Origin of the sequence: Sphingomonas sp., assembly GCF_965200135.1 — a bacterium.
Lineage (GTDB): Bacteria > Pseudomonadota > Alphaproteobacteria > Sphingomonadales > Sphingomonadaceae > Sphingomonas.
On record NZ_CBDATK010000007.1, the window covers coordinates 356,297 to 369,493 of the forward strand.

The window sequence follows — 13,197 nt, forward strand, 5'->3', positions numbered from 1 at the left end:
CGCCCCATTTAAAGCCTGTACGGATCGCCTACTCGGCGGCGACGCTGCCCTTGGGCGGACGTGGATCACGGCGCTCGGCGATCCGCGCCGACTTGCCGGTGCGGCCGCGCAGGTAATACAGCTTGGCGCGCCGGACCGCACCCTTGCGGACCACCTCGATCGAATCGATCGACGGCGAATAGAGCGGGAAGACGCGCTCGACGCCCTCGCCGAAGCTCATCTTGCGGACGGTGAAGGAGGAGCCCATGCCCTTGTTGGCGCGGGCGATGCACACGCCCTCATAGGCCTGGACGCGGCTGCGCTCGCCCTCGACCACCTTGACGCCGACGCGCAACGTATCGCCGGGGCGGAACTCGGGAATCGCGCGGACCGCGGTCAGCTTCTGGATCTGCTCGGCCTCGAGCTGCTGGATCAGGTTCATGTCTCAACATCCGTTTCGCGCCGCGCGCCAGAGGGCGACCCGACCCGAACGCTGTCATAGCGTTCCCAAAGGTCCGGCCGCCTTAGCCTTGTGTCGGTCTCGGCAGCGGCTCGTCGCCACGCCTCGATCCGCGCATGATCCCCAGATCGCAGCACTTCGGGGATCGTGCGTCCCTCCCAGGTGACCGGTCGGGTGTAATGCGGATATTCGAGCAGCCCCGTTTCGAAGCTCTCGTCCAGTCCACTATCGGGCGCGCCCATTACGCCGGGGAGCAGCCGAACGCAAGCATCCAGCAGCACCAGCGCGCCCAGCTCGCCGCCCGACAGCACATAGTCGCCGATCGACACGGGCTCGACGCCCCGCGCCTCGAACAACCGCTCGTCGAATCCCTCGAACCGCCCGCACAACAGCACCGCGCCCGGTCCCGCAGCGAGCGCGCGGACGCGCGCCTGGGTCAGCGGCGCGCCGCGCGGGGTCAGCGCCAGCACCGGCCGCGCGTCGGCGACGCTGTCCAGCGCCGCCGCGACCACGTCCGCGCGCAGCACCATTCCCGCCCCGCCGCCCGCCGGACTGCCGTCGACCGTACGGTGCCGATCGGTCGCGAAGTCGCGCATCTGCACCGCGTCGAGCGACCAACGCCCCTCCCGCAACGCCCGCCCGGCGAGCGACACGCCGAGCGGGCCGGGAAACATCTCCGGATAGAGGGTCAGAACGGTGGCGGCGAAGGTCACCGGGTCCAGTTCTCGATGCGGAGGTCGGGAATGTCGGCGAAGTCGCGCTCGTTGTTCGTCACCAGCGTCAGACCGAGCGCGAGCGCGTGCGCCGCGATCAACCGATCCAGATTGCCACGAGAGAAAGGCAGTCCGGCATACCTGTCCGCCGCTCGGCCATCGAACGGCAGTGCCTCGATCTGCGCGAACAGCGCTTCGGCCCGATCGACCTGTTCTCGCAGTTTCGCTCCGAGCATCACCTCCGCACGCACGATCGCGGAGGTGACCACCTCGCCACGTCGGCGCGTTTGGAAGCGGCGGGCGGCATGTTCGCCCCGACCATCGAGCAGATAGATGCAAATGTTCGTATCGACCAGGAACAGCGGCTCAGGCATCGCGGGCGACAGCTTCCCATTCGCGCGGGCTATCGACGGCGGGCGGCCGGCGGATGCCGGGCACGGACCCATAAATGCCGGTCAGGTCGATGTACTCACTGGACGGCATGCTAGGTTCCACGATGAAGCTCCCATGCTCCTCACGCACCGTCATCTCCATGCCTTCTTTGAGGCCAAGCGCCTTGGGCAGACGCAGCGCGACAGAGTTGCCGGACTTGAACACCTTGGCCTTGTATTCGTTACCCATCGCGGTGCTCCTGTAGATACAGGACGTATATACTTCACTGGAGTTTGCAAGGCGCATGATCGACTGCCTCATCATCGGCGGCGGCCCCGCCGGGGTAACCGCCGCCATCTATCTCGCCCGCTTTCACCTCGAGGTCCGCGTCGTCGACGCCGGGCAGAGCCGGGTCACCTGGATACCGCGCACCCAGAACCACGCCGGTTATCCCGGCGGCATTCCCGGCACGGAGCTGCTCGATCGGATGCGCGAGCAGGCGGCGGAGTTCGGCGTAGCGGTCGAGCGTGGCGTCGTCGAACGGCTGGCGAAGCTGGAGTACGGCTTCGAGGCGCACCTCACCGACGGCGGGCCGATCCGGGCGCGCACGGTGCTGCTCGCCACGGGCGTGGTCAACAATCCGCCGCCGATCTCGCCCGAGCTGCACGATCCGGCGATGCGGCGCGGACTGCTCCGCTATTGCCCGATCTGCGACGGCTACGAGGTGACCGACAAGCGCGTGGGCGTGATCGGCAACCGCACCCACGGCTTCAAGGAGGCGGTGTTCCTCCGTACCTACACCCGCGACGTCACGCTGATCGCGCCCGACCAGGACATCGAGTTGTCGGACGAGGAACATGCCAAGCTGCGCGAGCTCGGCATCGAGGCGGTCGGCGGACCCTGTGCGGCGCTGCGGATCGACGGCGACCGCATCGTCGCGCCGACGCCGAAGGGCGACCTGGCGTTCGACAGCATCTATCCGGCGCTGGGATCGGTGATCCGGTCGGAGCTGGCGATGGCGCTGGGCGCGGAGCGCTCGTCCGACGGCTGCCTGGTCGTCGACGAGCATCAGCGGACCAGCGTGGCCGGCCTCTATGCCGCAGGCGACGTGGTGAAAGGGCTGGACCAGATCAGCCACGCGATGGGCGGCGGCGGGGTCGCCGCGACGACGATGCGGAACGATCTGGCCGAGCGAAAGGCGCTGTGGCGTTGATCGCCGTCGCCGACGCAGCTCAGATGCCGCCGGCCACGATCGAGTAACCGGCCGCTTCCAGCTGGGCCGTCAGGTCGGCGATACAGTGATCGACCGACGCCTCGTCGGGACTCCGCACCACGAAGTTGGCCCCGACCCGGCCCTCGCGGAAGAACGGATAGGAGCCGATCGCTACCCCCTCATGCGCCTTCTCGGTCCCGCGCAGCAGGTCGGCGACCTCGCTTTCCGCCACCCAGCCGCCGACGCTCTTCGACACTACCGGCCGTCCGCCCTCCAGCGTGCCGGTCAGCGCGTCGAGCATCCCCGCCGTGATATGCGGCACGCCCGCCATGATGAAGATGTTGCCCCAGCGGATACCCGGCGCGCCCGACACCTTGTTGACGATCAACGACGCGCCCGCCGGCACCCGCGCCATCCGCGACCGCGCCTCGGTAATCCCGCCGCGCGTCGCATAATAGCGCTCCAGCGTCGCCATCGCATCGGGATGGTGCTCGACGCCCACCTCCAGCGCCGCCGCGATCGCATCGACCGTGATGTCGTCGTGCGTCGGGCCGATGCCGCCGGTGGTGAACAGATAGTCGTTGCGCGCGCGCAGCGTGTTCACCGCCTCGACGATCGCGGCCGTGTCGTCTGCGACGACGCGCACCTCGGCCAGCCGGATGCCCTGGACGTTGAGCCACGCCGCCACCTGCGCGACGTTCTTGTCCTGCGTTCGCCCCGACAGGATCTCGTCGCCGATCACGACCAGCGCGGCGGTCCAGATACGTTCGCCCAAATCCATGCTGCCCATCGGTCCGGCATAGCCTCGCAAAAGCGTCGCCGCCACGTTATATCCGCTCGCGATGACCGACTATCTCTCCGTCGCCGCCGACACCCCGCTGACCCGCACCGGCGCGATCAAGCTGCACGGGCCGGCCGCGTTCGCCGGGATGCACGCGGCCGGCCGGCTCGCGGCGGAAACGTTCGACATGCTGGTGCCGCACATGGTGCCCGGCGTCACCACGGCGACGGTTGACCGCCTGGTCTACGACTTCATCACCGCCGCCGGCGGCGTGCCTGCGACGCTCGGCTATCGCGGCTATACCCACTCGACCTGCATCTCGATCAACCACGTCGTCTGCCACGGCATCCCGTCGGACAAGACGCTCAAGAACGGCGACATCGTCAACGTCGACGTCACCCCGATCCTCGACGGCTGGCACGGCGACAGCAGCCGCATGTTCCTGATCGGCGACGTGCCGCTGAAGGCACGCCGCCTGGTCGAGGTCACCTATGAGTGCCTGATGCTCGGTATCGAACAGGCGCGGCCGGGCAATCACATGGGCGACGTCGCCAACGCCATTCAGCGTCACGCCGAGCGCCACCGCTATGGCGTCGTCCGCGATTTCTGCGGCCATGGTCTCGGCCGCCTGTTCCACGACGCGCCGGAGGTGGTGCATGTCGGCAAGCCCGGCACCGGGCCGGAGCTTCGGCCCGGCATGATCTTCACGATCGAACCGATGATAAATATCGGTCGCCCCGACGTGAAGCTGCTCGACGACGGCTGGACCGCCGTCACGCGCGACCGCTCGCTGTCGGCGCAGTTCGAACACTCGGTCGGCATCACCGAGGACGGCTGCGAGATCTTCACGCTCAGCGATTATGACGCACGTCATTCCCCGGACGCTACCTAATTGCTGATGGATATTATGCGTCGATCAACTGGCAGACGACGCGGGCGCACCATCCTTTGGGTGATCCCTGCGATTTTACTTATTTTGGTCGGCACGGTGGCTATGTGGGTGCATACTCACCGCTACGATTTCAGCATCTCGGTCGGTGACCCCGGAGCCTCGGCATTGCTGAAAGGCGTCGTTGAGAAGTCAGGTCTTTCCGGCGAGTACGCGGATGCCGTGGAGACGATCAGCGCCGACGGGACGACGCCTGACACGGCGCGCCAGACGCTGCACGTTGACCAACCATCGGCGTCAATCACTGCGGCGGTGCGGCATGCATGCCGTTCGCTCGGCCTCGACTCGCCCGACCCGATGGCGCAGCGTTCCGACCCGTCTGCGGTATGCATGGGACAATGGCACGATCAGTTCGCGACGGTGGGCCTGCGAACCGACTGCGCCGGACGTTGTAAAGCGACGGTTACAGCCGAACTGAACTGACGAAGGTGGGAACGGAAAAAGATGAGCCAGAGGAGTGACATCGAGCCGCGGCGTGACGATCGCCGGCTGAGTTACACTCGACGCTGCGGATGGGTCGATTGGGGCCATGCTCGCCCTGGCGCAGCACTGTCGCTGAAGCGCCAAATGGAAACCGAGCAGGGCGATGACGTCGAACTGCGGTCGGTCGATCTCACGCTAGAAGGCGCGCCAGCATATGTGCTATCTTTCGGTGAGGAAATGAGAACCACCGCCTTTGGCATGACGCTGCGCGCTTCGACGGAACATGCATGGGTGGTCAAGAAAGGGCTGCTACCGGCTGTACGCGAAGAAGTAGCTCTCGGCATCTTTCTTAAAGCATCATATGAATTTGAACGAATGCAAAGCAGCGTTCCATATCGTTGGAGAACCGACAGTGGTTTCAGCGTAGAAGATCTCGCATCGGACCTAATAGGATTTTACATTGCATTTCGCGGTTTCACCATGGATCAAATGCGCAACATCTGCGGTGAAGTAAGTGTTAAAGAGAGCTACCGCATCTGGGATCGTTATACACCTCACGGGATTGGTTCTTTGAAGAACTATACCGCCAAACCGCATTTATTTCCGACAACGGAAGGCGTATACACCGCCGCAGACATAGCCTTTCCGCCGCAACTGGCCACCATCCGGCCCGCGCCAGGCGGTGGTGACTGGGTCAGTCCCGAGCGGGGCGTACTGGATTCTCGACTGGTTCAGATGAAGGCGAAGATCAACGTGTCCAAAGTAGGCCGGGTCGGAGCTGCTGCCCCTGGATCGATCGCAGTCCCATCGAGAAGTCAAGGCCGACCCGCCGATAATCGCTCACGTCAATGGGGCATTCAGCCGGTGCTGAGGCGGGTTCGGACCCGTCACGTCTTAACGTAGTACCAACTTCACCGCTTTGTGCGAATCCGCGTCAACTTTCCACACCATGTATCTGTGCACGGTGACGACGCACGGCTATCGCCCTCCGCATGACCGCCATCACTCCCCAGATCGTCGTCGAGCATGGCCTCAATGCGGACGAATACGACCGCGTCCTCAACGCGCTCGGCCGCGAGCCGAACCTGGTCGAGCTCGGCATCTTCTCGGTGATGTGGTCGGAGCATTGCTCGTACAAATCCTCGCGCCTCCACCTGCGCAAGCTGCCTACCACCGGGCCGCGGGTGATCCACGGTCCCGGCGAGAACGCGGGCGTCGTCGATATCGGGGACGGCCAGTGCGTCGTCTTCAAGATGGAGTCGCACAACCACCCGTCCTATATCGAACCGTATCAGGGTGCGGCGACCGGGGTCGGCGGCATCCTGCGCGACGTGTTCACGATGGGCGCGCGGCCGATCGCCAACTTGAACGCGCTGCGCTTCGGCCGGCCCGATCATCCGAAGATGCGCCACCTGATCGCCGGCGTCGTCCACGGCATCGGCGGCTATGGCAATTGCGTCGGCGTGCCGACGGTCGGCGGCGAGGTCAATTTCCATTCCGCGTATGACGGCAACATCCTGGTCAACGCGATGACGGTGGGCGTCGCCGATCAGGACAAGATCTTTCTCTCCGCCGCGTCGGGCATCGGCAACCCGATCGTCTATGTCGGGTCGAAGACCGGTCGCGACGGCATCCATGGCGCGACCATGGCATCGGCCGATTTCGGCGAGGATGCGGACGCCAAGCGCCCCACCGTGCAGGTCGGCGACCCCTTTACCGAAAAGCTGCTGATCGAGGCGTGTCTGGAACTGATGGCGACCGACGTCATCGTCGCGATCCAGGACATGGGCGCCGCCGGCCTCACCTCTTCCTCGGTCGAGATGGCCAGCAAGGGTGGCGTCGGGATCGAGCTGACGATGGACGACGTGCCCCAGCGCGAGGAGGGGATGTCCGCCTATGAGATGATGCTGTCGGAGAGCCAGGAGCGCATGCTCATGGTGCTGAAGCCCGGCCGCGAGGGCGAGGCGGAGGCGATCTTCCGCAAATGGGAACTCGATTTCGCGGTCATCGGCCGCGTCACCGATACCGGCCGCATGGTCCTGAAGCATCACGGCGAGACGGTGTGCGACATCCCGCTCGGCCCGCTCGCCGACGACGCGCCCTGCTACGACCGGCCGTCGACGCCCACCCCCGCCCCCGCGCCGCTGACCGGCGTCGGCGAAGAGACCGACATCGCCGCCGACCTGCTGCGGCTGATGGGGTCGCCCGATCTCGCCTCGCGCCGATGGATCTGGGAGCAGTACGACTCGATGGTCGGCGCCGATACCGTCCAGCGGCCCGGCGGCGACGCGGCCGTGGTGCGCGTCCACGGCACGCAAAAGGCGCTGGCGATCACCACCGACTGCACGCCGCGCTATTGCTTCGCCGACCCGGTCGAGGGCGGCAAGCAGGCGATCGCGGAGGCGTGGCGCAACCTGACCGCGGTCGGCGCGACGCCGCTGGCGGCGACCGACTGCATGAACTTCGCCAACCCCGAGCGGCCCGAGATCATGGGCCAGTTCGTCGGCTGTATCGACGGCATGGCGCAGGCGTGCCGCGCGCTCGACTTCCCGATCGTGAGCGGCAACGTCAGCCTCTACAACGAATCGAAGGCGACGGGCGGCGGCAGCGCCATCCTGCCCACCCCCGCGATCGGCGGCGTCGGGCTGCTCGCCGACTGGCGGCGCAACATGACGATCGCGTTCAAGGAGCGCGGCGACATCATCCTCGCGATCGGCACCCGCACCGGCCATCTCGGCCAGTCGCTGTGGCTGCGCGAGGTGCATAGCCGCGAGGAAGGGCCGCCGCCGCCCGTCGACCTCGCCGCCGAGCGCCGCACCGGCGACTTCGTCCGGGCGCAGATCGAGGCGGGTCACGTCACCGCGTGTCACGACGTCTCCGATGGCGGCCTCGCGGTGACACTGGCGGAGATGGCGCTGGCGGGCGATATCGGCGCGATGATCGACCGGCCGCAACCCTTCGGCTGCGCCCGCGCCTTTTTCGGCGAGGACCAGGGAGTGTACGTGCTGACCGTCCACGACCACGCGCTGATCGAATTCCTCCACGCCGCCCACGCCGCCGGCGTCGAGGCCGAGCCGCTCGGGCGCACCGGCGGGAGCCGCCTCATCTTCGAACGCGCGCACGCCGACTATGCGGTGTCGCTCGCCACGTTGCGCGAGGCACATGAGGCGTTCTTCCCGAAGCTGATGGGCACCGACGCCGCGCTCGCCTGATTGTTATTGCGACACATTCACAAAACAGTTGCGAATCGTTCGCACTGGCGTTAGGCGCTTTCGCGAGAGGGAGCGCTTCATGGTCGTCTGCATCTGCAATGCCATTCGCGAACATCAGATCCGCGGCGTGGCGCGTCAGTGTCAGACACCGTGCCAGGCCTATTCCGCGCTCGGGTGCCAGGCGAAATGCGGCCAATGCTCGGTCGCCGCCCGCCAGATCATCGATCAGGAACGCGCCGCCGCCTGACGGACGGACGGACTTGAGAGTGACTCGCGCGAGTCGTTCGCGCTTGCCCAGCAATTGTCGGTGACTCTACAGCCCCTGCAAAGGAGTTTGCTATGGCGATCAAGGGCGACCCACGGGTCATCGAGCTGCTTAACGAAGCGCTCAAGAACGAACTGACCGCGATCAACCAGTATTGGCTGCACTATCGCATGCTCGATCACTGGGGTGTCTACAAGCTCGCCAAATACGAGCGCGAGGAGTCGATCGACGAGATGAAGCACGCCGACTGGCTGTCGGAGCGCATCCTCTTCCTCGACGGTCTGCCCAACTTCCAGCTGCTCGGCCGGCTCCGGATCGGTGAGACGGTGGAAGAGGTACTCAGGTCCGACCTGGCGATGGAGGTCGAGGCGGTGGAGCAACTCCGCGGCGCGATCGCCTATTGCGAGACGGCCAAGGACTTCATCAGCCGCGAACTGTTCGCCCGCATCCTCGCCAGCGAGGAGGAACATGTCGACACGCTGGAACGCCAGTTCGAGATGATCGCCCGGATGGGCATCCACAACTATATCCAGCTCAACTCGATCTCGGAAGACGACAAGCCGAAGAGCGGGGCCGCTCCCTATCTGAAGGGCTGATTTCCGAGCGATCCGAGCGATCCGAGCGAGAAGGCTGTCCTACACGGGAGAGCTTGGGATAATCTTCGGCGGGTCGTCGATCGGGCTGCCGCCCGGATGGCGACCCGTCGGTCCGCTCTATTTTCCAGCATATACCCGACGGCGTCCGACGGCCGGTTTGGGCGTTACCTTTCGTTACCTTTGACCAGCCGACGCGGCCTGAACGGCGACGCAATCCGGGTCGGTCAGTAATGGGCCGTCTTGCGTCCGAACCCCCCGCCCTGCGGCTTGCGCGCCACCAGCGGATTGGCTTCGCGTTCCAGCAGCGTCAGTGTCTCCGAGAAGAGCGGCCGCAGCTTGACGATGTGCTCCAGCGCGACTTCGGGCGTATCCTGCAGCTCGACGCAATCGCGCGCGATCGCTTCGATCGTCTCGGCCAGCGCGCCCAGCGGTTCCGCCCCGAACTGCCGCGCCTCGCCCTTCAGCGTGTGCGCGGGGATGACCATCGCGGCCGCGCTCTCGGCGCGCATCGCCTGCTCGATCGCGGCGACCGACTTGACGCCGTCCTCGCGGAAATAGCCCAGAATGCGAACGAAGCCGGCGCCCAGTTCGCTGCGCGCCTGTCCGAATGCGTCCCAGTCCACCAACGTGCTGCCCTCGAAACCCACCGGCGACTCCTCCGCGCGCTCCACCCGTCGGGGCGGCCGCGTCCAGCCCCCTCTTTAAGGTCCGCCGGTAAACAGTTGGTTTCGCGTCAACCGCGCGAACGGCCGCGATCTGCGACTTTGGTCTGATCGAACGGGTTCTTCGGCGCGCGGAAGGTCAGCCGCACCGGCACCGCCCCGAACCCCAGTTCGCGCCGCATCGAATTGACCAGATAGCGTTCGTAGCTGGCGGGCAGCTGATCCACGCGGGTGCCGAAGATCACGAACGACGGCGGCCGCGACTTGATCTGGGTGACGTAGCGCATCTTGATCCGCTTGCCGCCCGGCGCGGGTGGCGGATTGGCCTCGATCGCACGCTCGAACCAGCGGTTCAGCTCGCCGGTGCCGACCCGCTTCGACCACGCCTCCCGCGTGTCGAACGCCGCGCCGATCAGCTGGTCGATGCCCTTGCCGGTCGCGGCCGAGACGGTCATCACCGTCACGCCCTTCACCTGGCTCAGCCCGTCTTCCAGCGCCTTTTTGACGCCGTTGAACAAGGACGACGCGTTTTCCGCCACGTCCCATTTGTTGAGCGCGATGACGAGCGCGCGGCCTTCCTCCAGCACCCGGTCGGCGATCCGCAGGTCCTGCGCTTCCAGCCCCAGCGTCGCGTCGAGCAGCAGCACCACGACCTCGGCGAAATCGACCGCGTGCAGTGCGTCGGCGACCGACAGCTTCTCCAGCTTGTCCTGCACCTTGGCGCGCTTGCGCATACCGGCGGTATCGATCAGCCGCACACGCCGCGTGCCGCCCTTGGGATCGGACCACAGCCAGTCGACCGCGATCGAATCACGCGTGATCCCGGCTTCCGGCCCGGTTATCATCCGTTCCTCGCCGAGCATCCGGTTGACCAGCGTCGACTTGCCCGCGTTGGGGCGGCCGACGATCGCGAGCTTCAGCGGCGCGTCGGGGCTCTCGTCGTCCTCGGGCTCCTCGACCGTCTCCTTGCCGTCGAGCAGCGGCAGGATCGTCTCGAACAGGTCGCCCATGCCCTCGCCATGTTCGGCGGAAAGCTGGACGGGATCGCCGAAACCCAGCGACAGCGAGTCGAGGATGCCCGCCTCGCCCGCACGGCCCTCGGCCTTGTTGGCGACCAGCACGACCGGCGTCGTCGACCCGCGCAGCCAGCGGGCGATCTCCTCGTCCAGCGGCACCAGCCCGGCGCGCGCGTCGAACAGGAACAGCGCGACGTCGGCCTCCGCCACCGCCGCCTCGGTCTGGCGACGCATCCGGCCGGGTAGCGACTGCGGGTCCTCGTCCTCATACCCGGCGGTGTCGATGACGCGAAAGTCGAGGCCGACCAGATGCGCGTCGCCCTCGCGCCGGTCGCGCGTGACGCCCGGCCGATCGTCGACCAGCGCCAGCTTCTTGCCGACCAGACGGTTGAACAGCGTCGACTTGCCGACATTGGGCCGGCCGATGATCGCGACGGTGGGTAGGGACATGGGCGCCTGCTAGCAGGATAGGCGGCCCACGTCTTCCCTCTCCCCGTCCACGACCAGGAACAACCCTAACGCCAGGCGGTCAGCCGCCCCTTCTGATCGACCGTGTACATCACCGAGTTCGCCACCACCGGTCCGAGCGCGAAGGCGTCCTTGCCCTTGACCGTCGTCGTCACCGCGCCATCGCTCGGGTTGGCATAGACGATCTCGCCCCGGCTGTTGGTCAGCACCAGCCGGTTGCCCGCCAGCACCGGTCCGAACCAGATGATCGGCCCGCTACGCTTCTTCAGGTTGCGGAACCGCGGCAGCTGCGCGATCCAGCGCGCCTTGCCGCTCGATCCCGACAGGCAGATCAGCCGGGCATCGTCGGTGACGACGAACAGCCACTCGCCCGCCAGCCACGGCGTCGCGATCCCGGCCAGGTTCTGCTCCCACAACCGCCGACCGGTGCCGAGGTCGAGCGCGACCATGCGGCCGCCCTGTCCGACCGCATAGACGCGGCCGTTGTCGATCACCGGTGCCGCGTCGATGTCGGCGATCGACGACACCGAGGTAGAGATCGATGTCCGCGACAGCGCGTCCTGCCACAACTGGCGGCCGTTCTCGTAGCGATAGGCGTTGAGCTCGCCCGACGAGAAACCGGCGACGACGGACCCCTGCCCAGCGGCCGGTGCCGCGACGCCGAACACGCCCTGCGACTCGGCGGTGCCCTGGCCGGACCAGTTGACGGTGCCCTTGTCCTGATCGAGCGCGAACAGCTGATCGTCCTGGCTCAGGACATAGACGACGCCGTTCGCGACCGTCGGCGCGCCGCGCAGCGGGCCGCCGGGCTTGGCGCGCCACAGCTCCTTGCCGTCCGCCGCCTGCAACGCGACCACCTCGCCCAGCCCGTCGGTCGCATAGACCCTCGTCTCGTCATAGCTGACGCCGCCACCGAAGCGCGACGGCCGGTTCTCTCCGTCCTTCGGGATCGCAACGGTCCACAACACCGCGCCGGTCGTCGCGTCGAACGCACGGACGTTGGCCTGAACGTCGACGACGAACAGCTTGCCCTCCGCGACGACCGGCGTCGCCGCCAACCGCTCGCGGTTGGAGCCGGCGTCGATCTGCGCGGTCCACAGCTGCGCGGGCGATGCACCCAGCGCCAGCTGGCCCATCGATTTCGCCGCGTTGCCGCCCGGCTGCGTCCAGCTGTCGTTGGCGGCGGCGGCGGGGAGAAGCACCTGAACGTCGGCGATCGTGCGGTCGTTCTCGATCGCGTTCTCGGCGACCAGGATGGGCACGCGGTTGCCGACGGTCGGGGTGCGCTTGCCACCCTTGCCGGTGAAGATGCCGCACCCGGCCAACGCCACCAGCGCCGCGACCATGACGGGCGCGCGAAAGTATCTGCTCATGGGGTCGGGGTAGCTCCTGCGGGCGAAACGGCGGCGGACGGGGCAGCGTCGACGCCCATGCCGCCGGCCATCTGAACCGCGCGTTGACGGATGGTTTCGGGCACGTCGTCGGCGCGTGCGATCTGGCCGAACAGCTTGCCGGACAGGTCGCGGCGGTTCTGGCGCAGATAGGCGATCGCGGTCATCTCGCCGGCGCTGCCGAACCAGGGCGAGCCCGGCACCGCCAGCGGCCGCAGCCGCTCGATCACCTGCTGCGGCGGCAGCGTGTCGAATTCGATCGCGGTCTGACGCAGCGTCGCGAGATCGCGGAACGGCTGACCGTACGAAGCATCGCCAGCGACCGCCGCGAACTTGGCCACCGCGCCCCGCACGTCGTTCTTCTTTAGCAGCAGGTCGCCTTGCGTCATCAGCGCCATCGCACGGGTGCCCTTACCCTCCGCTTGCGCGAGCGCGGCCAGCGATGTCGTCGCCTGCGGGATGCTGCCGGCGTTGATCTGGTCATAGGCGGCGGCGAGCTGCTCGCCCTCGACGCCCGCTGCCTGCTCGCGCCGGTGCTGCCAATACAGCCAGCCGCCGAACAGCAGCAACGCCGCGACGATCGCGATCGCGGCGCCGAGCCCCCAGCGGCGGGCGGCGGCGGCGACCTGATCGCGGCGCAATTCTTCGTCGACTTCGCGTAGGAAGGCCTGATCGGTGGCGGGCGGACGAGCCAAGA

Annotated in this window: 16 protein-coding genes; 7 read left to right on the plus strand and 9 right to left on the minus strand. The window is 67.0% G+C overall.

Annotated elements, in window-relative coordinates:
- Positions 1 to 28: 28 nt before the first annotated feature.
- Genes rplS through ACOFKS_RS09865 form a run of 4 tightly spaced genes read right to left on the minus strand, consistent with a single transcriptional unit; the run spans position 29 to position 1,773 of the window.
- A complete protein-coding gene (gene rplS, locus ACOFKS_RS09850) occupies positions 29 to 421 on the minus strand; it encodes a 50S ribosomal protein L19 (protein ID WP_419809066.1) in 393 nt (130 codons plus the stop codon).
- Positions 418 to 1,152: a tRNA (guanosine(37)-N1)-methyltransferase TrmD gene (trmD, locus tag ACOFKS_RS09855; protein ID WP_419809067.1), complete on the minus strand. Its 735-nt coding sequence runs from the start codon at positions 1,150 to 1,152 to the stop codon at positions 418 to 420. The genes rplS and trmD overlap by 4 nt, the downstream gene beginning before the upstream one ends.
- Positions 1,149 to 1,526 carry a type II toxin-antitoxin system VapC family toxin gene (locus ACOFKS_RS09860; RefSeq protein WP_419809068.1) on the minus strand — a complete coding sequence of 126 codons (378 nt, stop codon included), beginning with the start codon at positions 1,524 to 1,526 and terminating at the stop codon, positions 1,149 to 1,151. The genes trmD and ACOFKS_RS09860 overlap by 4 nt, the downstream gene beginning before the upstream one ends.
- Entirely contained in the window at positions 1,519 to 1,773 is a 255-nt protein-coding gene (locus tag ACOFKS_RS09865) for an AbrB/MazE/SpoVT family DNA-binding domain-containing protein (protein ID WP_419809069.1), read from the minus strand. The genes ACOFKS_RS09860 and ACOFKS_RS09865 overlap by 8 nt, the downstream gene beginning before the upstream one ends.
- Positions 1,774 to 1,828: 55 nt before the next feature.
- Between ACOFKS_RS09865 and ACOFKS_RS09870 the strand changes: the two genes are divergently transcribed.
- On the plus strand, positions 1,829 to 2,737 hold the full coding sequence (locus ACOFKS_RS09870) for an NAD(P)/FAD-dependent oxidoreductase (protein WP_419809070.1): 909 nt from the start codon (positions 1,829 to 1,831) through the stop codon (positions 2,735 to 2,737).
- Positions 2,738 to 2,756: 19 nt separating this feature from the next.
- On the opposite strand, the gene ACOFKS_RS09875 is transcribed toward ACOFKS_RS09870, so the two are convergent.
- The gene (locus ACOFKS_RS09875; RefSeq protein ID WP_419809287.1) at positions 2,757 to 3,518 is read right to left on the minus strand and encodes a competence/damage-inducible protein A; all 762 of its coding nucleotides are present in this window, start codon (positions 3,516 to 3,518) and stop codon (positions 2,757 to 2,759) included.
- A 61-nt stretch (positions 3,519 to 3,579) separates the two neighbouring features.
- Between ACOFKS_RS09875 and map the strand changes: the two genes are divergently transcribed.
- From map to bfr, 6 genes are all read left to right on the plus strand, one after another.
- Positions 3,580 to 4,410 carry a type I methionyl aminopeptidase gene (gene map / locus ACOFKS_RS09880; protein WP_419809071.1) on the plus strand — a complete coding sequence of 277 codons (831 nt, stop codon included), beginning with the start codon at positions 3,580 to 3,582 and terminating at the stop codon, positions 4,408 to 4,410.
- A gap of 6 nt (positions 4,411 to 4,416) precedes the next feature.
- Entirely contained in the window at positions 4,417 to 4,890 is a 474-nt protein-coding gene (locus tag ACOFKS_RS09885; protein WP_419809072.1) for a hypothetical protein, read from the plus strand.
- A 144-nt stretch (positions 4,891 to 5,034) separates the two neighbouring features.
- On the plus strand, positions 5,035 to 5,793 hold the full coding sequence (locus ACOFKS_RS09890) for a hypothetical protein (protein ID WP_419809073.1): 759 nt from the start codon (positions 5,035 to 5,037) through the stop codon (positions 5,791 to 5,793).
- A gap of 89 nt (positions 5,794 to 5,882) precedes the next feature.
- Positions 5,883 to 8,102 carry a phosphoribosylformylglycinamidine synthase subunit PurL gene (purL, locus tag ACOFKS_RS09895; protein WP_419809074.1) on the plus strand — a complete coding sequence of 740 codons (2,220 nt, stop codon included), beginning with the start codon at positions 5,883 to 5,885 and terminating at the stop codon, positions 8,100 to 8,102.
- 79 nt (positions 8,103 to 8,181) lie between these two features.
- Positions 8,182 to 8,349, plus strand: coding sequence for a (2Fe-2S)-binding protein (locus ACOFKS_RS09900; protein ID WP_419809075.1), 168 nt, complete (start codon positions 8,182 to 8,184; stop codon positions 8,347 to 8,349).
- Between the two features lie 98 nt (positions 8,350 to 8,447).
- Positions 8,448 to 8,963 (plus strand): bacterioferritin, encoded by a 516-nt coding sequence (bfr, locus tag ACOFKS_RS09905; protein WP_419809288.1) that lies wholly within the window; start codon positions 8,448 to 8,450, stop codon positions 8,961 to 8,963.
- A gap of 224 nt (positions 8,964 to 9,187) precedes the next feature.
- Here bfr and ACOFKS_RS09910 read toward each other — a convergent pair whose 3' ends face one another.
- The 4 genes from ACOFKS_RS09910 to ACOFKS_RS09925 all read right to left on the minus strand — a co-directional run bounded on the left by ACOFKS_RS09910 (position 9,188) and on the right by ACOFKS_RS09925 (position 13,195).
- Entirely contained in the window at positions 9,188 to 9,610 is a 423-nt protein-coding gene (locus ACOFKS_RS09910) for an Hpt domain-containing protein (protein ID WP_419809076.1), read from the minus strand.
- A gap of 86 nt (positions 9,611 to 9,696) precedes the next feature.
- Positions 9,697 to 11,091 (minus strand): ribosome biogenesis GTPase Der, encoded by a 1,395-nt coding sequence (gene der / locus ACOFKS_RS09915; protein ID WP_419809077.1) that lies wholly within the window; start codon positions 11,089 to 11,091, stop codon positions 9,697 to 9,699.
- Positions 11,092 to 11,156: 65 nt separating this feature from the next.
- Positions 11,157 to 12,482, minus strand: a complete 1,326-nt coding sequence (locus ACOFKS_RS09920; RefSeq protein WP_419809078.1) for a PQQ-binding-like beta-propeller repeat protein — start codon at positions 12,480 to 12,482, stop codon at positions 11,157 to 11,159.
- On the minus strand, positions 12,479 to 13,195 hold the full coding sequence (locus tag ACOFKS_RS09925; protein WP_419809079.1) for a tetratricopeptide repeat protein: 717 nt from the start codon (positions 13,193 to 13,195) through the stop codon (positions 12,479 to 12,481). Before ACOFKS_RS09925 ends, ACOFKS_RS09920 begins: the two co-directional genes overlap by 4 nt.
- Positions 13,196 to 13,197 lie beyond the last annotated feature (2 nt).